Genomic DNA, 19,514 nt, shown 5'->3' with positions numbered 1-19,514 from the left:
TGCAAATGATATTGATTTCTATCAATACATTATAAGGAGGACTTTTCATGAGTGTACATATTGAAGCAAAACAAGGCGAAATCGCTGAATCTATTCTATTACCTGGTGATCCATTACGCGCAAAATATATCGCTGAAACATTTCTAGAGGACGTTACTTGCTATAATAACGTGCGTGGTATGTTAGGTTTCACTGGAACTTATAAAGGAAAACGTGTATCTGTTCAAGGTACAGGTATGGGTGTTCCTTCTATTTCTATTTATGTAAACGAACTAATCCAAAGCTACGGAGTTAAAAATTTAATTCGTGTTGGGACTTGCGGTGCAATTCAAAAGGACGTAAAAGTACGTGACGTTATTATTGCAATGACAGCTTGTACTGATTCGAATATGAACCGTTTAACATTCCCAGGTTTTGATTTTGCACCAGCTGCAAACTTTGACCTTTTAAAGAAAGCTTACGATGCAGGAACTGAAAAAGGATTACACGTTCGTGTTGGTAACGTTTTAACAGCAGATGTTTTTTATCGTGAAAGCATGGACATGGTTAAAAAACTTGCAGATTACGGTGTATTAGCAGTAGAGATGGAAACAACTGCTCTTTACACATTAGCAGCGAAATATGGTGTAAATGCATTATCTGTATTAACAGTAAGCGATCACATCTTCACTGGTGAAGAAACAACATCTGAAGAACGTCAAACTACATTTAACGAGATGATTGAAATCGCTTTAGATGCAGCAATTCAACAATAATACATTAAAGAACTCGTCATACGTCTGTCGAGTTCTTTTTATGTGACTTTTTATAAAAAACTACTTTAGAAAGAGACAGATTTCTCCCTCTACTTTCTTGTCACGTTTGTTATAATAAAGTGAAATCATTTACAGTATTTCTCATAAGAGGTGAAGCAGTGAAAAACAGAAGTATCGTCTTTAAACTATTTTTATTAACATCAACATTATTTACAATCATATTCCTCCTCTTTTTCCTAGGACAGTCTCTATTTTTAGAGAAATTTTATATTAATAAAAAAGTAAAAACCGTTCAAACTGCCTTTGAAAAATTCGTAGATAATTACGAAAAAAGCGGCAAAAGTTATGAGGAAATTAGAAAACTAAAACAAGAATTTCATGATAAAACAAATGCTGAAATGCAATTTTTAGATTCTAATGGCATTATTAAAAGTGAAAACAATTTCTACATTGATGTTATTGATTCTAAAACTCAAAGTACGTATTCCATTCCACTTAATAATCTTTTAACACCCGAAGAATATATTAAATTCGAAAATTTAGGTTTAAAAAAAGATGGACCAATCAGCGTCTTGGGGTTCTTACAGGGGAATATTATAACACCAATAGAATTGTCAACACATTATAATCGATGGCGAAACGAACATTTCAGTTCGGATTTCCAATCAATTAATAGTAATCCTCCTAAAAATGGACTTACAAATCGATACAAAACTACAACTAATATCCGTCTTACTGGTGTTATATCTAAGTTACAGCTCCCATCCAAAGCTGAGGTTCGGCTTGCAAATGACATTGAAACATTACGAGCCGTTCAATATTTTACATACACAATTAGGCAGGGTACTTCTGATTCAAATAAATTAACTATATACCCATTAGGCGTTGAAGAAAATTTACAAAGCCGCATCTTTGTAAAACCTATTATGGAAAACAATATGGTTACAGAGTACGCCTTTGCGATAGTATCTTTGCAACCTGTTAATGAAGCGATGCTCGTTTTAAAAGATTATTATGTCTATGCCTTAATCATTGTGTTTCTCGTGATTATTTTATTATCCTTCTACTATTCAAAAATTATTGTGAAACCATTAATTAAGATTAATCGCGTTACAAAGAAAATGGCTAATTTTGATTTTAGCGAGAAACTACCTGTTACAGCAGACGATGAAATTGGCGGACTTTCCGGCAGTATCAATACATTATCTGTAAACTTAAAAGACAGAATTGATCGATTAAATGTTGCCAATACAAAATTACAACAAGATATTGAACGTGAACGTCAATTAGAGAAGACGAGGAAAGAATTCATTTCTGGTGTATCCCACGAATTAAAAACACCACTTAGTGTAATTAGAAGTTTCGCAGAAGGGATTCAAGATGGTGTTAGTAAAGATACAACGTATTATACAGATGTTATTTTAGAAGAAACAGAAAATATGAACAGACTTATTGTTGAAATGTTAGAATTAGCAAAACTAGAATCGGGTACGTACAAACTAGAAATGACAACATTCTCAATCGGTGAATTAATTCAGCAAATCCATACAAAGTTATTATTTAGTATGGAGGAAAAGCAGTTACAAGTGGACGTCGATGCAGACACTTCTATATTTGTTAAAGCGAATCGTAGTCGTATTGAGCAAGTAGTTGTGAACTTACTTAGCAATGCAATTCGCTATACGCCCGATGGAGAAAGAATAAAAGTCTCTGTTATAGAAACCGAAGATACAGTAAAAGTCGAAATCGAGAATACAGGAAATCCTATCCCAGAAGAAAGTCTTGAAAAAATTTGGAATCGCTTCTATCGTTTAGATGCATCACGTAGTCGTCATACTGGTGGTACCGGTCTCGGGTTATCTATTGTAAAAAACATTTTAGATCTCCATCATGCCAAGTACGGTGTATATAATACGAATAATAGCGTTGTATTCTATTTTAATTTACCAAATGTAAAAGAAGTCAAATAATTTGTCTTAATTTCACTAGGAGTTCACATGAAATTCACACTCTCCCTTTATAGTAAGAAACAAGTTAATCCTTTCCTTTACACATATAAAAGAGGAGAGTGCGTGAAATGAAACAAGCAGGACAACCTATTCAAAGTGAAAAACAATTAGAAACTATCAAAAATATACTTTTACAATCTTCGAAACGTGATGGCTTATTATTCGTATTAGCCGTAAATTCTGGCTTAAAAGTAAGCGAAATCTTACAATTAAAAGTTAGCGATGTCATCGATGAAAACGAAAATGTTCGCCATTCCATTTTATTTTACAATGAAAAAGTAAAGAAACATAAATGGTTTGCTGTAAATGAAGACTTACAGCACGCAATCGAAGACTACATGAAAGAACGTAAAACTTGGAAACGCAATGAGCCATTATTAAAGTCTCAAAAAGGAACAAAATCTATTACGAGACAACATGCATGGTACATTTTAAACAAAGCTGCAAAAGAAGTTGGATTAGAAGGGATTAGCTCACATACACTTCGAAAAACTTGGGGCTATTGTGCATACAAATCAGGTGTTGACATTGCATTTTTACAACACTTCTTTGATCATAGTACTCCATCAAAAACTTTAAAGTATATCGGTATCGCTTAATACCTCTTATACATAAAAAAGGTTACCATTTAAAAAATGGTAACCTTTTTTGTGTTTCATATTCTCTTTTCTTTTCTTGTCTCTCTTATATTGTAGTGGTACTCTAATAATAAGGGGGAGAAATTATGAACACACTTACAATTGAATTACCGCAAGAAACGGCTGAAAAACTCGATTTATTAAAACAAGCTTATGAAAAGAAAACAGGTGCTAGCATTTCTGAGAGCACTCTCGTTCAAACACTTATCTCAAAAGAATTTATCCAAGCGATAACTCCTTTTGATTTACAACAATTTATTAACGGAAAAGAACAGCATTAATGCTGTTCTTTTTTTATTGCTATTTAAAATACAAAAAAATTTTACTTATTTTCCGAAAAACCATTGACAATGATAATGATAACCATTATCATTTATTATGAAGCCAACAATTGATGAATCAACCAAACGCTCAGTAACATTGTTACCCCTCTTTTTCATATAGAAAGGCACTGTACATTCCCCCTGTTTGTACAGTGCCTTTCTTGTTTTATCATCGTTCAAATAAATTTAATTGCTCAGGCTTTGGCTCACCATATGTAATGTTCATCATTTTCATAAGTTGTTTCGCATTATCCGCTGCATCCCCGCCCGAATTATTATTAAATAATACGTATATGTCCTTTGTCTTCTTTTTTAGTTGCTCTAGTCGTTCTACCCATTCTTCCAATTCTTTATTGTTGTAGCGATATAAACAGCGAACCGCCCTCCAATTTTCCCCTTTATCCAGCCAGCCATGAACGTTTCGACCATGAAAGCGGATTAATGTTATATCCGAATCCGTCGCCTCTAATACGAGTGGAACCGAACCAATTCCCGCTTGCGGTTCATCACAAATTGTATGAATCCATTTTTCTTTCTCTAAAAATTGTAGCGTTTTATCTCTCATTTCTGGATAAAACCATGTTTGATTTCGAAACTCTATCGCACACGGTAAACCTTCCATTTTCTCTTTCGTATATCGAAGGAAATCTACATTTTTCTTTTTGCAATCAAACCATGGTGGATATTGAAATAAAATTATTTTTAATTTATTCGCTTCTATTAAAGGAAGAATCGATTGTTTATACACATCAAACATCTCATCAAACGTAGAAAAAGGAGTTTCTCCTTTCGTATGCCCTGTCATTCCTTGATACGCTTTTACGACAAAAGAAAAGTCTGTCGGTGTTTCCATCGCCCATTTCGTATAATTTCGTGCCGGTTGCATCGCATAAAATGAACTATCCACTTCGACAATAGGAAAATGTTCACTGTATGTTCGTAATTTATTTTTATTTTCATAGGGATCTATATATAAAGAATCATGATCTCCCCACCCTGTCACTCCAATGAAAATCAATCATATTCCTCCCTTTCAGTTTTCATCTTATATTCATTCTACTGATTTCCCAATCATCTTGGACAATCAAATTCATTAAGTAACTCTTTCTTTAAGAGTATCCGTATAAAAATATGATATACTAAATGGAAGAATTTTTAAATTGAGGGGTTATTTATTTATGCTTCCAACCGATGATATTTTATCTCATGAAAAACGAATAGAAGAACTAGAAAATAAAGTACGTTTTTATGAAGAACTTGTGAATCAATTGCCGCATCATTTCACATATAAAAATCCACATATTGGTTTGCAAATAAAGAAAACAAGAACAAATCATTCCATTCAAAACATACGAAAAGAGAATAAAGAAGCTGATTTTCAACTTACTTGCGATTCATTATTTTTATTTGAACAACTTGAAAAACACTTTGTTCATATTTTTGATGCTTTTTCACATCATGTAACCTTTATTGATAATAAAGGGAATATTACATTATGTAATCAAGCTGCTGCAGATGATTTTGGTGTAATACGAAACGAAATAATTGGAAAGCCAATTCAACAATTACTTAACTTACCTGAAGAAAAAATTAAAGCTATTGAAACCTTAAAAACAGGAACCGAAATATATAATGAAGAGGTTTTAGACAAAAACTATGGCATTATTAATAATCGAATTATTCGCGATTATAATGGAGAGATTTTTAGAGTTATTAGCGTTTTTCATTATTTAAACACAGAACGTGATGCAGAGAAATTTTCATTAGCAGGACGAATTGCCGCCGGGATTGCACATGAAGTACGCAACCCACTTACAACAGTACGGGGATACTTACAGTTTTTACAAGAGAGTGTATCTCCATCCAATAAAGAATTATTTAAACACTTACTTATTCCTGAATTAGATCGTGCAAATAGTATTATTACACAATTTTTATCTATATCGAAAACACGCGAATTTAAAAGAGAACCGTTTCCCATTAATACATTTTTACGTGAATATATTCAACAGCTACTAGCAAGTGAGGTCTTTTTGCATAACATTTCAATTGATTATAATTTTTCTAATGAATTAGATGATATTTTAGTCCATATTGATCGCCATGAACTTGTTCAAGTGTTTTTAAACCTATTTCAAAACGCCGTTGATGCTCAAGGTGAAAAACCTCTTTCTATTCAAATCACTAGTTATCGCCTAGATAACTTCGTTCGGATTACTTTCACAGATAATGGAACTGGTATTTCTCCAGCTATTCAAGAATATATCTTTGATCCATTCTTCTCAACAAAAGATTCAGGAACAGGACTGGGCCTATCAGTAACAAAGAAAATTATTCAAAATCATAACGGTACATTAAAAATGACTAGTAATCAAGCCGGTACAACTTTCACTATTTCTATTCCAACTTTATCTAAAACAAACCATGAAAGAATGAAACAATACAAATGATGGACTGTTCTACAAACTGCAAACCAATTGTTACGTAATATATAACAATTGGTTTGTAGTTTTTTATTTTCACTTAATCTTCTTGAAATGATATGAATTTTTCTCTATTTCTTAATTGTTCTTGCTCGGTAGGCAAACTTCTTATTTTTTTAGAAATAGTAGTTTGTCCATCACGAATTTAGTATAAATCTCATCTTAATATATAGTAACGACTATTGATTCTATGAAAGAAAGGAATGAAAAGATAAACAATATAAATAAAGGAAAAGTATTTTATGGTAATGATTGTTGCGAAGTCAGAGCCTGTAGTCATATTAACATCTCTAAGTCCGAACTTACAGAATTCGTTAGACTTCTTCAAGCTCTTAGTCAAGCTATTCAAGCTGTCTTTCAAAAACCTTCTCAAAATAATATCGATAACTTGATTGCTGCCCTAAATAACCTACAAAAATTCCTCAATTGCTTAGATTTGTCTCCAGCACAAAAACAAATTGGAAATTCTATTATCGCTAATCTATTAACTATTTTAAGAACAACACCTTTCTCATGCGGAGCATTGTACGTTGAGCTACAAAGCTTGCTAAGTTATTTAAAGTAGATTGTTGTACTATCGACAAATTAGTTAAACTCATAACAGAGATCCAAACTATTCCTAGTTCAATATGGATCAGATTGCCTTGGAGGAGGTGCTAGTAGGACTCAAGGGGCTTACTGGTGCCCAAGGACCGGCGGGCTCTCAAGGGCCAGCAGGCTCTCAAGGTGCTACTGGTGCGACAGGTCCAGCGGGTACTCCAATTCCTGTACCTATCGCGTCCATCGGAAACTCCAACGCACAAACTATATTTCCTGGAACAAACATCCAATTCAATCAAGTTTTTGAATTAAATAATATCACTTTCAACGATACTGCAGATACTTTAACAGTTTTAGAAACAGGCGTATATGATATTAATTTCTCAGCGTCTACAACTTTCCCAGGCTCTTCACCGTTTGGATTCGGTATTTCCTTCAATGGTCAACCACCTACTCGTAATTTTTCAACTAACGTTATCGGTAGTGCTGTTTCTTTCTCTACAATCGTTACTTTACAAGCTGGTACAACAATCGCTGTACAACCTACAGCAAATACTATTTCTATTCCTAACACAGGTGATACAACAGCAACACTATCTGTTTTCCGAATTTACTAATTTTCACTAAATAAGCGTATTTATAATAATATGCATCATTTGACTGTAAATTAAATTTCTCTTTTTATATAGAAAGGAGCACTTATTTGGGAGGATAAGTGCTCCTTCTTTACGTTTCTTTACCTCAAATTTACTCTATCTTAATCCTCATTTTGTATGATAAATAGTGAAGTCAAAGATATGAAAGAGGGATGAAAATGAGAGTTATGTCACTGATACGCATCTGGGTTGCTCTTATGGTATGCATTATTTTATGTGTAGGATTTTTTTTAACTCTAAAATATTCCACTATATCAAAAGCAGAGAGAAAAACAGTTCCATACAAGCTTTTGTATACAAAACAAAGTAACATCCCTTATTCCAATGCAGCAAATAATGAAAAAAAGGTTATAAAAGGAATGCTTATTACGAAAGCTTCTAGTTACGAAACGCTACTTCAAATTGCTGAAACGATTAAAGATCAGTATATAAATAAAGAAATTGATGAAATCACGCTTTCTATCCATAATGAAAATAATGGTAGTTATGAAGAAGAATTACCTTACGAACCTATTAGTAAAGGCAAAATCATTATCACATATGATTCTCAATCCTCTGGCAGTACGAACATTATACTAAACGAGTAATATCATTTCCCAATTGGTATGGGCTAATCATTAGCGGTGAATAAACATCCCTTAATGATTGAAGTTTCACTTTATTTTTCATACGAAAAAGAGGCGGATTTCGTTATTCGCCTCTTTCTTCTTTTACCAAAGTGATGGAATCCACTCTTTCACTTTATCAAACCACTCTTGCTGCTCTTGTTTTCTTTGTTGTTCCTGTTCTTTCCTTCTCTTCTCTTCTTCTTTTCTTCGTTTTTCCTCTTCGATTGTTTGCAATTGTTTTTTGTAGTCAGCCTCTGGTATTAGCGATAACTGGAATGCTTTTTGAGCTGGATTTGCATTTGCTTTTTTCATGATATCCCGGAACATCGTCGTCGTAATTTGACTCCCTCCTGGAACATAATGCTCGCTATCTGTTTTATCATATCCTACCCAAATTGCACCTACTAAATCTGGCGTATATCCAACAAACCATGAATCCTTTGCACCATTGCTTGGACCATTTACAATTTGAGTAGTACCTGTCTTACCCGCTGTATCAACATTATTAACTTTCGCTTTTTCACCTGTTCCCTTTTCGACAACACCTTTTAATAAATATGTCATCTTTTGAGCAATTTTTTCACTCGTCACCCGCGTCTCTTTCTTATACCATTTCCCAATCGTTTCACCTTCAGCGTTTTGAATTTCTCTAATTGCATGAGCCTCCACTTGAACACCATCATTTGCAAATGTACTATATGCTTGGGCCATTACAAATGGAGATGTACCTACATGCATTCCGCCTAAAGCAATCGGATACGTACGATCTTCTGGCACTATTGGAATACCAAATCTCTCTAAAGATTTCAATCCTTTATCTAATCCTATTTGTTCTAACAGCCAAACTGCTGAAACATTATACGACTTTGCCACCGCTTCATACATTGTCACATTACCATGGAAGGTAAGATCACTATTTTTCGGTTCGTATTCTTTAATACTAAATGGTTCATCTTTTAATATATCGTATACTTCATACCCTTGTTCTAACGCTGGTACATATACAGCAAGAGGCTTTAACGTTGAACCTGGTTGCCTTTTTAATTGAGTAGCATGGTTAAATTGTAAAAACTGATACGGCCCTCTACCTCCAACTAAAGCTGGAACACCACCAGTTTTTGGATTCACAAGGACCACTCCTGTTTGCATGAGCTGATCTGTACCACTATCTTTAAAATAGTTATCATTATTCACAACATCTTCTACAGCCTGTTGTTTTTTCGAATCAAGCTCTGTATAAATACGATAACCACCTGCTAAAATCTCATTTTGTGTTAATTCGTACTTGTCCATTGCTTCTCTAACAATATAGTCTACATATTGAGAATATTTACCTTTGTATTTATCATCAACACCACGTTTTAATACAAGACCGGACTCTTTTTCTTTATTGTACTGTTCTTCAGAAATATACCCTTGCTCTTTCATTAAACTTAATACGACATTACGTCGTTCAATTGATTTATTAAAGTTTTTATAAGGCGAATACGCAGACGGCGCTTTAATCAAGCCCGCAATCGTTGCAGCTTCTGAAATTGATAAATCTTTTACATCTTTATCAAAATAAGATTTAGCTGCTCTTTTTATACCCCAAGCCCCTTCACCAAAATAAATTTGATTCATATACATTTCAATAATTTCATCTTTTGTATAAGTACGTTCTATTTTTTTAGTTAGAAAATATTCTTTTATTTTACGTGAGAACGTGCGGTCTTGTGTCAAAAATACATTTTTCGCAAGTTGTTGTGTAATTGTACTTCCCCCTGCTACAACTTCTCCTGCTGTAATATTTTTAAAAACCGCACTTATAATTCCACTATAGTAAATACCGTGATGGTTAAAAAACTCCTTATCTTCTACTGCAACAATTGCCTGAACCATAATGTTAGGAATATCTTTCCTTTTTACGCCTTCTGTTTTGGAAGAAGCCAATTTAGTCGCAACTTCATTGTTTGCATCGTAAATTAAAGTCGGTTGCGGAACAGCTTGTTTTAATTCAGATATGTCTTGAATGGAAATTATTATATTTATAGCAATAAATAGAGTGACGAGTAAACTGCCCAATACAATTAATGAATTGCGTAGTTTCTTCCTCTTATTGAACCACTCAAGCGTTTTTTTAAAGTGAGTGTTCTTCAATTTCATTCGTTCACTTCCTTCGTTTGTTTACACTCTTCTTTTCAAAAGGAAGAATATACCTCCTTTTAAATTTATTATAATAACGTAGTCCTTCCTATAGTGTAAAGCTTTTCTTTCACATTCATACTTTTTGCAAGAAAAGGACATTCTACAAGTAAGATATTCAATATCGATTATTAATATTATTAATACAACAATGAGAGTTATGTTAAGTTTTTGTAAACTTTTCGATAAAATGTTTTAAAAAACGACAGTTTTTTGTTAGAATTGACTAGCCAATATATTTTACATATATTACTTTTGTGGGGGTAACTAATAATGGTCTTTAAATCAAAAAAAGATAAATTTTCTGAAATGTTAATGAATGTTTCTGAAAATTTAAAAGAAGGCGCGCAATTTTTCGTGGAGTATAAAATTAAAAATGCTAGCGATTTAAAAGAGTTTTCTATGCGCATGAAAGAATATGAGTCAAAAGGTGACTCATTTATTCACGAAATCATTATGGAGCTAAACAAAGCGTTTATTACTCCTATTGAACGTGAGGACATCCTACAACTTGCAATGAGTATGGATGATGTATTAGACGGATTAGATCACAGTGCTGGTCTGTTCGAAATGTATTCTATTACAGAAGCTGATGAATACATGATTAAATTCGTAGAAGCAATTAATCAATGTGCAATTGAAATTGCAAACTCTGTTGAACTACTGTCTAAAAAGAAGTTGGTCGACATTCGTACGAACGCGATTAAGATTAAGGATTACGAATCACAATGCGATGATATTCGTCGTCATGCGATTAAACACTTATTCTCTCGTGAAAAAGATCCGATTAAGATTATTCAATACAAAGAGATTTACGAAGAGCTTGAAGAAGTAGCTGATAGCTGCCAAAGCGTTGCAAACGTATTAGAAACAATTATTATGAAGAACGCGTAAGGAGTTTGATCATGGATACACTCTTGATACTGACCGTTTTAGTAGTCATTTGCGCTTTAGCTTTTGACTTTATCAATGGATTTCACGATACAGCAAACGCTATTGCAACGGCTGTTTCAACGAAAGCTCTAAAGCCTAGACATGCAATTATTATGGCAGCTATTATGAACTTTTTAGGTGCAATGACATTTACAGGTGTAGCAAAAACGATTACAAAAGATATCGTTGACCCATTTGCTTTACAAAATGGTTCTCTTGTAATTTTAGCTGCTTTACTTGCGGCGATAGCTTGGAACTTAATTACTTGGTACTACGGTATCCCAAGTAGTTCTTCGCATGCAATTATTGGCTCAATCGCAGGTGCAGCTATTGCTGCTGCTGGTATTAGTTCATTAAACCTTAAAGGATTCATTAAAATTCTTGAAGCTTTAATCATTTCACCGATTATCGCTTTTGTTATTGGTTATATCGTATACAGTATTTTTAAAGTGGTCTTTAAAAACTTTAACTTAACGAAAACGAATAAAAACTTCCGTATATTCCAGATTTTCACTGCAGCATTGCAAGCTTATACACATGGTACAAATGATGCACAAAAAGCAATGGGAATTATTACGATGGCTCTTATGGCCAATAACTATCATACTTCTAGCGACATCCCGTTCTGGGTACAATTATCTTGTGCAATTGCAATGGGTCTTGGTACTTCTGTCGGTGGATGGAAAATCATTAAAACTGTCGGTGGACAAATTATGAAAATTCGTCCTGTAAATGGTGTAGCTGCTGATTTATCATCATCACTTGTTATTTTCGGTGCAACATTCATTCACTTGCCAGTTAGTACAACGCACGTTATCTCTTCTTCTATTTTAGGGGTTGGTGCTTCTCATCGTGTGAAAGGTGTAAAATGGGGAACTGCAAAACGCATGTTAATTACTTGGGTTATTACACTTCCTATTTCAGCTTCATTAGCTGCGTTATTTTACTACTTATTACACTTAATCTTTTAATCAAAAGTCGTCTTCCTTATTTTTCTAGGAAGACGACTTTTTTGTGAACAAGCCTATTTCTTATTAAAAAGCGTGTATAATAATTGATGGACAAGTTATATAGAGGAGTTGGCAATTTTGGAATACATCATGTTACTTTTCATCGGATTAATCGCCGGGACCGTCGGGAGCCTAGTTGGGCTTGGGGGCGGAATTATTATCGTTCCGTTATTAATTGGATTACACAGTTTATCACCACAACTCGCAGTAGGAACTTCTATGGTAACAGTCGTTTTTACAGGACTGGCTTCCACCCTTACGTATATGAAGCATAAACGGGTGGATTATAAAAGTGGACTTATTTTATTTATCGGGAGTGGCCCTGGTGGTATTATCGGATCATGGGCAAATAAATTTTTAAACCAAGATACATTTTCTTTATATTTTGGGATTTTCCTTATTTTCGTCTCCATTCTTCTTATGCTACGAGACAAATTAAAACCTCTTTCCTTATCAAATATGTCTGTCATTAAGCGGTCTTTTACAGATAACAAAGGAACTACTGTACACTATCAATTCCCACCGTTTCTTGCTATCTTTATCGCCTTTATAGTTGGGTTTATATCTGGATTATTTGGAATTGGTGGCGGTGCCTTACTTGTTCCAGCGATGATGCTTCTTTTTGCATTCCCAGCACACATTGCTGTGGCAACTTCGATGTTTATCGTATTTTTATCAGCAATTGTAAGTTCTGCAACTCACATCTCTCTTGGAAATGTTAGCTGGACTTATGCATTAATTCTTATTCCTGGTGCATGGATTGGCGGAAAAATCGGGGCTTATATTAATACAAAATTAAGCGGTAATGCCGTAATTAATTTATTACGTATCACATTAATAATTCTTGGAACTAGATTAATCATTACTTCACTTTTATAACGCGTTCTTTCTAGAATGCGTTTTTTTATACACATGAATATAAAAAAGCTCCTAGGAGAACAAATAAAACTAAACAAACACTTAATAGCATAAAATTTGAAATATGTACCTTCTTCAAGTTGATCACTCCTATAGCTGCGACTGTTATCTTTATGATAGCGAAAAAACAGTTCGCATGCAGTTACAAAGTGCTAACAATGCAAAATCATTTATTACAAATTTTATCCTTTTATTTCATTTCCTTGTATAATCTATCGATTCAATAAAAAAAGATGTCATATTGACATCTTTTTAGTGAAGAAGTGACCATCCCATAAAGTCTTCATGTACTTGGCACGCCCTCTTATCGTTTCGATCATATAATTCAGCATAACTATCTGTTTCTTCATCATAGGCCATCGTATAAATAATTTGGCCGTCTATTTCAACGGATAGAACGACTCCACCTTTCATCTCTTCTACATGAATGATAGCATTCGCCGGTATTCTCACATCCGTCATCTTCATCGCATCTAACAATATACTAAACCCCCTACAGCGTATTCATTGCTAGTACTATTACACACTAAATAGTATACTACTGTAATAGCATACATTTCGTCAATGAAATTGCTGTTTAAATAGCATATTGTCTTTATACATATACGCTAAAATAGAAGAACTAGAAATGTTTAAATGGGGGGCTAATATTGATTCTACACAAAGGAGATGTACTATTCCGTCAAGGCGAGGACGGTCCTTTATATTTTATAAAAACAGGTTTATTAAAAGTGGTTCGACTAGAAGAAGACGGAACACCATTTCTATTCAACATTATCGTTCCAGGTGAAACGATACCTCACCATTCTTTAATTTCGCCGAAGGAATATCACGGTACTGCTATTGCTTTAATAAAAACAGAAGTTGAACCGATTACTAGTAGCGAATGGTACGATAGACTTCAAGCAAACCCTAAATCATATGCCGACATCGCTATGCAATTACAATCGAAACTAAGAATGATGCAACAGCGGATTGACCAATTGTCAACTGTCTCTCCGAAAGAACGTCTTCATCGTTTACAAGAGTGGTTCACACTATATTTAGGTGACATTCCTATATATGAAATATTAACGCAAACTGAAATTGGTCAACTGATAGGTATACGCCGTGAAACAGTAAATCGGCTGTTAAGAGAACAAATAAAAAACGAGGTAAAATAATACCTCGTTTTTTGCTTATTCAAGCTCACCCTATTGTAAGCTTGCTGCTGGACCAAAAAATTCATAATGAATATGCTCTTGTTTCACACCTAAATCAATTAGTGCAGTATTTATATGCTTCATAAATGGCACTGGACCACAGAAATAAAATTCTGCTTCAGTTGTCGGAATAATAGTTTGTAACCATTCACCTTCAATGAATCCTTCTTTATCAAAGTTTTTTATTTCCAAATCTTTTTCAGTCGGCGCAGAATAGCAAGTGTATGCTTTAACTTGTTCGTATTCATTGTCTACTGCCTTAACGTGTTCTTTCATCGCATGTGTAGTACTATTTATCGCTGCATGAACAAAATATACATTACGTTTTGAGTCTTGTTCAATTAACGTATTTAACATACTCATCATCGGTGTAATACCTACTCCACCACTAATTAGTACAACTGGTAATGTTGAATCCATATTTAATACGAAATCTCCCGCTGGTGCACTTACTGGCAGAATATCTCCTTCCCCTACATGATCATGTAAGTAATTAGATACTTTACCACCTGGTGTATCTACACCTTCTTCTTTTTTTACACTAATACGATAATATTCTTTTCCAGGAGCATCAGATAAGCTATATTGACGATTATGTGTATATGTTTCACCTTCAATATTTATTTGAATTGTTACATATTGTCCTGGAATGAATGAAGAAACTTTCCCGCCATCTTCAGGTTTTAAATAAAATGATGTAATAACGTCACTTTCTTTCACTTTTTTAACAACTACAAAGTTTCGGAAATCTTTCCATCCACCTTCTTTATGTGCAGCCTCTTCATACATCTCTGCTTCAATGCTAATGAATGCATCAGCAATGACTCCATACGCTTCTCCCCATGCATTTAAAACTTCATCAGGTGCACCTGCGACCTCTTTAATCGCTCGTAGTAAACATGTACCCACAATCGGATAATGTTCCGCTTTAATACCTAAACTTCTATGCTTATGACCAATTTGTTTTACAACTGGAATAATTGCTTCTAAATTATCAATGTACATCGCAGCTGCATAAACAGCATTTGCTAACGCTTGTTGTTGTCTTCCCTTTTTCTGATTCGTGTGGTTGAAAATATTCAATAACTCCGGATGTTCCTCAAATAAAATTTGATAAAATCTCGTTGTAATTTCAACGCCTTTTTCTTGTAATAATGGTACTGTTGATTTTACGATTTCAATTGTTTTTGCACTTAACATTGTATCCCACTCCTCTATTTCCTTAACTGTTTTTAGTTTAACTGAATTGTATTATACACATTGTGATTTTAATCACTATTAACACGGTGTTTTTGTGAAAAATATATGAACATTGCACTTACAAAAAGAAAATAAGCCAACTAGAATGCTAGCTAGCTTATTATTTGGACTGTATTGCTTGTTCAATTACCCTTATATCTTTCCCATCTCCAAATTCTGTATACCCCCAGATGTTCGTTTCGCCTCTATATTTATTTACGATAATATCTAAGTCATGGTATACACGATGGGCATAAACTACATACTCAATATTTTGAAGCTCCACACCTTTTTTTACAATTTCATAACTTCTATTTACATCACGTTTGATCTTTTCATTTTTTATTTCTGTATGTATGTTTTTTAAAGATGATTCTTGTTCTTGAAACCATTTCTTTAAATGGTTCCAGTCCCCGTCTGTATAATTCTCTGCCTTACCATAATTTAAGAAATTATTATAACTTTCATGTGTCGTACGAATAAAATCAAGCACTTTTGTCTCTTCTTGTACCGCTTCTATTTGAGCTATTGTATTTACCCCAGCGGGCTTATTCGCATAATGTAATAGCACTTTCATAAGACTATAACTCGCAATGATCATCACGATTATAATGCTGAACACACTTAGCAATTTCCTCATATACAGAACTCCTTTTCTACTATGAATATTACAATAGAGTGTTTCACTTCTATCATTCGCTCGTAGAAATACAATTCCTGTTTAAATTCTTCCTATCATTTCGACACTATTTTTCTACACATTTCGCCTTGGCAAATGCTCCTGTAAAACAATATAACCTTCATAAGCTGTATAACCAAGTATAGCTATTAATCCGATATAACAAGCGAATACTGTCCATTTCGTTTTCGCATCAACTTTATAATAGTTTTCTTTTTGTACTTTTTCTTTTTCCCATTCATTTAATTGTCTTTCCGCTACTTCAAATGCCTCCCTGATGTGAATTGTATACTCGTCTTTTTCATCCTCATATGGAACATAGTCTAGCGGCTCAAACTTCGGCAAAAGATGCTCTAACACTTCCATTCTTTGAAGTTCCCCTGTTTTTAATTCTTTTGCATGCTCTCTTTGTCTTAATACATTCATCTCATGATGCATCATGTATATAGTCCGATGCACAGCACCAGTTTCTTTTAGTTCCTCTTCAAGCTTAGCAACATATTCTTTCATTCCATCAATTCTATAACCTAATTCTTTAATCGGCTCATCTCTCTTTATTACTCTATATAGTTCCATACAGCCGATAATGAAAATAAATCCTCCCAAAATACTTTTAAAGTAAATTGAATAGCCTAGCAATAAAACAAGCCCTGCTCCCCAAATTTTCGTACTTACAACTGAAATAATCCGGCCACCATCTAGCGGTGAAACGGGAATTAAATTAAAGAAATTAATCATACTTCCAAGCAAAATAACAAGTGCCCAGAACGGCTCTTTCGTGATCATATAAAGTGGAATAGCCGGTAAAAATGAAAGTAATCCGAAAAGAGGCCCCATATAAGCAATATACGCTTCATCTTTTGCGTTTTTCGGCATCTCTTTCATTCCAATAAGAGCCCCCATAAATGGAATGAAGATTGCCGGTGATGTAGGTATCCCTTTTCTTCTTGCCGCCCATAAATGACCCATTTCATGAACAAATAACAAATAAACAAGTGCTACTCCAAATTTCCAACCATATATAACTGCGTATGCACCAAGTGATAGAAACATACTAAATACAGTTGAAAACTTTGCTAATTTAAAGATTGCGAATACCCACTTTAGCTTAGATAGTAAAAATAACCCTATTGCAACAATAATTCCCCATAATCCTTTTTTATTATTTCTCATGTCCCTCTCCTTTATCTTATTGAAATGAGCTATATGCACCCATTTCAGTTTATTCTATTCTCTATTATGACACATTTTTTTCTTTTCTTAGAAATAATGTTTATATCATCCATTTTTAGACAAAAATACAAATGAAAGGAGGTAGATACAAATGAAATTACAATCTCTCATTATAGGTGCTCTCTCTTTCTTAGCCTCAACTCTTATTTTTTATACCGTTAGCTACCTATTATTATTAGATTGGTTGCCAAATCACTTATTCATCGCTCTTATGATTCTATCCGCTCTTATGATTTCATTTCTTATTACACGAAAATCCATAAATGAGCCATCTGCAAAAGCAAAGTAATAGAGAGGGGATTCTCTCCCCTCTCTATTATCATTTCCTAGGAAAGTCCATATAGACTTTCCTATTCACTTTATCTTTGTAAATCCATTTTTTCACCATACTCTTTAACAATTTGAATGATATTTTGAAAAACGCCTATTTTTTCTTTTTTATTATTTAATATTTTCAAATCATAATTTTCATAATATGTTTCTAATGCTTTTAATTGTGATAATGAAGCATCTTTTATCGGAACAGTAACATTCAATTCATACTGTTTATACCCCTCCTTTACTTTTTCACCTGAAATCATTTCACTCTCTTTTGCTCCAATTAATTTTTGAACCTTTTCCGGGAAAATCAATTGCAAATAATATTCTTGTTCCTGTGCTAACTTGTTGTAAAGTGATTGCGAAATCGTATAACGTACCTTATAATTCATTTTTTGATCCCCTGCTTTAATATGAAACGCTGTAATCTGCAAATCTTTTTTCGTTACTTCTGTTAAAGGATCAACCTGTATCTCGTCTTCTTTTTGTTCTGGAATCTTTGGAAATATAGACAAAAGTTTTTCCGTATCTTTTTCGTTCAACATGTACATAGCCTTCTTATATTGCAGCCACCCTCGTCGATCTTCTCCTCTTAACCATGCATAATACTTTTCTTTTTTCCCATCTCTACTAATTTGTATTTCATATTCAGGTTCACCAAAGCTACCTGTTATTTCTTGTTTTTCCGCATTATTTATAATATCTATTACGGCCTTAACTTCTGACTCCTGTAACTTTTTCTCTTTATGTTTTTTTTGTATAACAGTTATCCCTATTGTTTCTTCCACTTCATTCACCGTCTCCTCTACTTGTTTCGTTTCTTTCTTTTGTTCTGCTTGACCACACGATGCTAGTAAAATCACACATAAAACCATTACATACTTCACTTTCAACTCAATCCCTCTTTTCTAATAAGAAATCCTTATAACCTTCATATAAGAAACAAAAACATGAGATCATATTAAATAAGCTATACTATACACTGAAGGGAGGATTTTACAATGTCCATTAATTTTCATGATGCAAATAATAAGTACACATATGCAACTAGAAATGCCCATGTTTCTTGGGAGGAAATGATAAAAAACATTACAGATATACAAAACAAACAAATAATTGACATAGGCTGCGGCGGTGGTATTTACACGAAAGAACTTGCTCTTATGGGAGCCAAAAATGTTGTTGGACTTGATTTTTCAAAAGAGATATTACAAGCTGCAAAAGAAAATTGTAGCGGCTTTCCAAACATTTCATTCATTCACGGTGATGCACATAGCATCCCATATCCTGATGAAACATTCGACATAGTTATTTCGCGCGCAGTTATTCATCATTTACAAGACATTCCTACATTTTTACGTGAAGCTTCTCGTATATTAAAGAAAAACGGTGTACTTATTTTACAAGATCGAACCATTGAAGATTGTACAATTCCAGGAAGCCCTGAACACATTCGCGGATATTTTTTCTCGGTATTTCCAAAACTCATTGAAATCGAATCAAAAAGAAGACCAAAAACTGCTACTATACAGCAAGAATTACAAAAGCATTCTCTTCACGTGTTCCCTTCGCAAACACAATGGGAAGTACGAAAAATACACGATTCTGTAGCAGCATTACTACAAGACTTATCTCCTCGAACCGGACGATCCATTCTATACGAATTAACAGATCATGAGCTTGCTCAACTTCTACATCATATCCAAATCGCATTACAAAACATCTCTCCTATTATTGAAAGAGATCGGTGGACAATTTGGAGCGGCAGGAAATTGTAAGGAAGGAA

Annotated in this window: 21 protein-coding genes; 14 read left to right on the top strand and 7 right to left on the bottom strand. The window is 33.8% G+C overall.

Going from position 1 to position 19,514, the window contains the following annotated elements; all coding sequences use genetic code 11:
• Positions 1 to 47: 47 nt before the first annotated feature.
• From deoD to MHH42_RS07275, 4 genes are all read left to right on the top strand, one after another.
• Entirely contained in the window at positions 48 to 755 is a 708-nt protein-coding gene (deoD, locus tag MHH42_RS07290) for a purine-nucleoside phosphorylase (RefSeq protein ID WP_000110704.1), read from the top strand.
• A 158-nt stretch (positions 756 to 913) separates the two neighbouring features.
• Complete coding sequence (locus MHH42_RS07285; RefSeq protein ID WP_340893071.1) at positions 914 to 2,725, top strand: sensor histidine kinase; 1,812 nt, start codon at positions 914 to 916, stop codon at positions 2,723 to 2,725.
• Between the two features lie 107 nt (positions 2,726 to 2,832).
• The gene (locus MHH42_RS07280) at positions 2,833 to 3,363 is read left to right on the top strand and encodes a tyrosine-type recombinase/integrase (RefSeq protein ID WP_000806240.1); all 531 of its coding nucleotides are present in this window, start codon (positions 2,833 to 2,835) and stop codon (positions 3,361 to 3,363) included.
• A 125-nt stretch (positions 3,364 to 3,488) separates the two neighbouring features.
• A complete protein-coding gene (locus MHH42_RS07275) occupies positions 3,489 to 3,683 on the top strand; it encodes a DUF3924 domain-containing protein (protein ID WP_001094863.1) in 195 nt (64 codons plus the stop codon).
• A gap of 211 nt (positions 3,684 to 3,894) precedes the next feature.
• Here the strand turns inward: MHH42_RS07275 and MHH42_RS07270 are convergent, their stop codons facing one another.
• The gene (locus MHH42_RS07270; protein ID WP_340893070.1) at positions 3,895 to 4,743 is read right to left on the bottom strand and encodes a DUF72 domain-containing protein; all 849 of its coding nucleotides are present in this window, start codon (positions 4,741 to 4,743) and stop codon (positions 3,895 to 3,897) included.
• Between the two features lie 160 nt (positions 4,744 to 4,903).
• On the opposite strand from MHH42_RS07270, the gene MHH42_RS07265 reads away from it, so the two are divergent.
• The 4 genes from MHH42_RS07265 (at position 4,904) to MHH42_RS07255 (ending at position 7,991) form a co-directional block, all read left to right on the top strand.
• Positions 4,904 to 6,175: an ATP-binding protein gene (locus tag MHH42_RS07265; RefSeq protein WP_340893069.1), complete on the top strand. Its 1,272-nt coding sequence runs from the start codon at positions 4,904 to 4,906 to the stop codon at positions 6,173 to 6,175.
• A 223-nt stretch (positions 6,176 to 6,398) separates the two neighbouring features.
• Positions 6,399 to 6,773, top strand: coding sequence for a collagen-like repeat preface domain-containing protein (locus MHH42_RS32395; RefSeq protein ID WP_033662975.1), 375 nt, complete (start codon positions 6,399 to 6,401; stop codon positions 6,771 to 6,773).
• 88 nt (positions 6,774 to 6,861) lie between these two features.
• Positions 6,862 to 7,365 (top strand): Gly-Xaa-Xaa repeat protein, encoded by a 504-nt coding sequence (locus tag MHH42_RS32390; protein ID WP_371399103.1) that lies wholly within the window; start codon positions 6,862 to 6,864, stop codon positions 7,363 to 7,365.
• A 197-nt stretch (positions 7,366 to 7,562) separates the two neighbouring features.
• Positions 7,563 to 7,991 carry a hypothetical protein gene (locus MHH42_RS07255; RefSeq protein ID WP_001265581.1) on the top strand — a complete coding sequence of 143 codons (429 nt, stop codon included), beginning with the start codon at positions 7,563 to 7,565 and terminating at the stop codon, positions 7,989 to 7,991.
• 123 nt (positions 7,992 to 8,114) lie between these two features.
• On the opposite strand, the gene MHH42_RS07250 is transcribed toward MHH42_RS07255, so the two are convergent.
• Positions 8,115 to 10,157 carry a transglycosylase domain-containing protein gene (locus MHH42_RS07250; RefSeq protein WP_098977091.1) on the bottom strand — a complete coding sequence of 681 codons (2,043 nt, stop codon included), beginning with the start codon at positions 10,155 to 10,157 and terminating at the stop codon, positions 8,115 to 8,117.
• A 312-nt stretch (positions 10,158 to 10,469) separates the two neighbouring features.
• Between MHH42_RS07250 and MHH42_RS07245 the strand changes: the two genes are divergently transcribed.
• The 3 genes from MHH42_RS07245 to MHH42_RS07235 all read left to right on the top strand — a co-directional run bounded on the left by MHH42_RS07245 (position 10,470) and on the right by MHH42_RS07235 (position 13,018).
• Positions 10,470 to 11,090, top strand: coding sequence for a DUF47 domain-containing protein (locus MHH42_RS07245; protein WP_000231446.1), 621 nt, complete (start codon positions 10,470 to 10,472; stop codon positions 11,088 to 11,090).
• A gap of 11 nt (positions 11,091 to 11,101) precedes the next feature.
• The gene (locus MHH42_RS07240; protein ID WP_000380277.1) at positions 11,102 to 12,100 is read left to right on the top strand and encodes an inorganic phosphate transporter; all 999 of its coding nucleotides are present in this window, start codon (positions 11,102 to 11,104) and stop codon (positions 12,098 to 12,100) included.
• Between the two features lie 117 nt (positions 12,101 to 12,217).
• Positions 12,218 to 13,018 carry a sulfite exporter TauE/SafE family protein gene (locus MHH42_RS07235; RefSeq protein ID WP_098826545.1) on the top strand — a complete coding sequence of 267 codons (801 nt, stop codon included), beginning with the start codon at positions 12,218 to 12,220 and terminating at the stop codon, positions 13,016 to 13,018.
• Between the two features lie 291 nt (positions 13,019 to 13,309).
• On the opposite strand, the gene MHH42_RS07230 is transcribed toward MHH42_RS07235, so the two are convergent.
• A complete protein-coding gene (locus MHH42_RS07230) occupies positions 13,310 to 13,537 on the bottom strand; it encodes a hypothetical protein (RefSeq protein ID WP_000883006.1) in 228 nt (75 codons plus the stop codon).
• 170 nt (positions 13,538 to 13,707) lie between these two features.
• Between MHH42_RS07230 and MHH42_RS07225 the strand changes: the two genes are divergently transcribed.
• Complete coding sequence (locus MHH42_RS07225; protein ID WP_000600584.1) at positions 13,708 to 14,220, top strand: Crp/Fnr family transcriptional regulator; 513 nt, start codon at positions 13,708 to 13,710, stop codon at positions 14,218 to 14,220.
• 30 nt (positions 14,221 to 14,250) lie between these two features.
• Here the strand turns inward: MHH42_RS07225 and hmpA are convergent, their stop codons facing one another.
• The 3 genes from hmpA to MHH42_RS07210 all read right to left on the bottom strand — a co-directional run bounded on the left by hmpA (position 14,251) and on the right by MHH42_RS07210 (position 17,350).
• Entirely contained in the window at positions 14,251 to 15,459 is a 1,209-nt protein-coding gene (gene hmpA, locus MHH42_RS07220) for an NO-inducible flavohemoprotein (protein ID WP_000947324.1), read from the bottom strand.
• Between the two features lie 160 nt (positions 15,460 to 15,619).
• Positions 15,620 to 16,138 carry a hypothetical protein gene (locus tag MHH42_RS07215; protein WP_001228785.1) on the bottom strand — a complete coding sequence of 173 codons (519 nt, stop codon included), beginning with the start codon at positions 16,136 to 16,138 and terminating at the stop codon, positions 15,620 to 15,622.
• Between the two features lie 114 nt (positions 16,139 to 16,252).
• Positions 16,253 to 17,350 carry a site-2 protease family protein gene (locus MHH42_RS07210; RefSeq protein WP_098638096.1) on the bottom strand — a complete coding sequence of 366 codons (1,098 nt, stop codon included), beginning with the start codon at positions 17,348 to 17,350 and terminating at the stop codon, positions 16,253 to 16,255.
• 151 nt (positions 17,351 to 17,501) lie between these two features.
• Between MHH42_RS07210 and MHH42_RS07205 the strand changes: the two genes are divergently transcribed.
• Positions 17,502 to 17,699, top strand: coding sequence for a hypothetical protein (locus MHH42_RS07205; RefSeq protein ID WP_000776284.1), 198 nt, complete (start codon positions 17,502 to 17,504; stop codon positions 17,697 to 17,699).
• Between the two features lie 70 nt (positions 17,700 to 17,769).
• Here MHH42_RS07205 and MHH42_RS07200 read toward each other — a convergent pair whose 3' ends face one another.
• The gene (locus MHH42_RS07200; RefSeq protein WP_000865656.1) at positions 17,770 to 18,621 is read right to left on the bottom strand and encodes a hypothetical protein; all 852 of its coding nucleotides are present in this window, start codon (positions 18,619 to 18,621) and stop codon (positions 17,770 to 17,772) included.
• A gap of 108 nt (positions 18,622 to 18,729) precedes the next feature.
• On the opposite strand from MHH42_RS07200, the gene MHH42_RS07195 reads away from it, so the two are divergent.
• On the top strand, positions 18,730 to 19,506 hold the full coding sequence (locus tag MHH42_RS07195) for a class I SAM-dependent methyltransferase (protein ID WP_000026266.1): 777 nt from the start codon (positions 18,730 to 18,732) through the stop codon (positions 19,504 to 19,506).
• The last annotated feature ends 8 nt before the right edge of the window (positions 19,507 to 19,514 follow it).

Source organism: Bacillus sp. FSL L8-0099, assembly GCF_038006385.1.
GTDB classification, from domain to species: Bacteria; Bacillota; Bacilli; order Bacillales; family Bacillaceae_G; genus Bacillus_A; species Bacillus_A toyonensis.
The sequence above is the reverse complement of the archived record's forward strand: the minus strand, read 5'-3'. Positions and strand labels throughout refer to the sequence as shown.

Excerpts from the sequence above, each read along its gene's own strand:
- deoD (WP_000110704.1), top strand. The coding sequence starts at position 48 with ATGAGTGTACATATTGAAGCAAAACAAGGCGAAATCGCTGAATCTATT.
- MHH42_RS07280 (WP_000806240.1), top strand. The coding sequence starts at position 2,833 with ATGAAACAAGCAGGACAACCTATTCAAAGTGAAAAACAATTAGAAACT.
- MHH42_RS07275 (WP_001094863.1), top strand. The coding sequence starts at position 3,489 with ATGAACACACTTACAATTGAATTACCGCAAGAAACGGCTGAAAAACTC.
- MHH42_RS07265 (WP_340893069.1), top strand. The coding sequence starts at position 4,904 with ATGCTTCCAACCGATGATATTTTATCTCATGAAAAACGAATAGAAGAA.
- MHH42_RS32395 (WP_033662975.1), top strand. The coding sequence starts at position 6,399 with ATGAAAGAAAGGAATGAAAAGATAAACAATATAAATAAAGGAAAAGTA.
- MHH42_RS07255 (WP_001265581.1), top strand. The coding sequence starts at position 7,563 with ATGAGAGTTATGTCACTGATACGCATCTGGGTTGCTCTTATGGTATGC.
- MHH42_RS07250 (WP_098977091.1), bottom strand. The coding sequence starts at position 10,157 with ATGAAATTGAAGAACACTCACTTTAAAAAAACGCTTGAGTGGTTCAAT.
- MHH42_RS07245 (WP_000231446.1), top strand. The coding sequence starts at position 10,470 with ATGGTCTTTAAATCAAAAAAAGATAAATTTTCTGAAATGTTAATGAAT.
- MHH42_RS07240 (WP_000380277.1), top strand. The coding sequence starts at position 11,102 with ATGGATACACTCTTGATACTGACCGTTTTAGTAGTCATTTGCGCTTTA.
- hmpA (WP_000947324.1), bottom strand. The coding sequence starts at position 15,459 with ATGTTAAGTGCAAAAACAATTGAAATCGTAAAATCAACAGTACCATTA.
- MHH42_RS07215 (WP_001228785.1), bottom strand. The coding sequence starts at position 16,138 with ATGAGGAAATTGCTAAGTGTGTTCAGCATTATAATCGTGATGATCATT.
- MHH42_RS07210 (WP_098638096.1), bottom strand. The coding sequence starts at position 17,350 with ATGAGAAATAATAAAAAAGGATTATGGGGAATTATTGTTGCAATAGGG.
- MHH42_RS07205 (WP_000776284.1), top strand. The coding sequence starts at position 17,502 with ATGAAATTACAATCTCTCATTATAGGTGCTCTCTCTTTCTTAGCCTCA.
- MHH42_RS07195 (WP_000026266.1), top strand. The coding sequence starts at position 18,730 with ATGTCCATTAATTTTCATGATGCAAATAATAAGTACACATATGCAACT.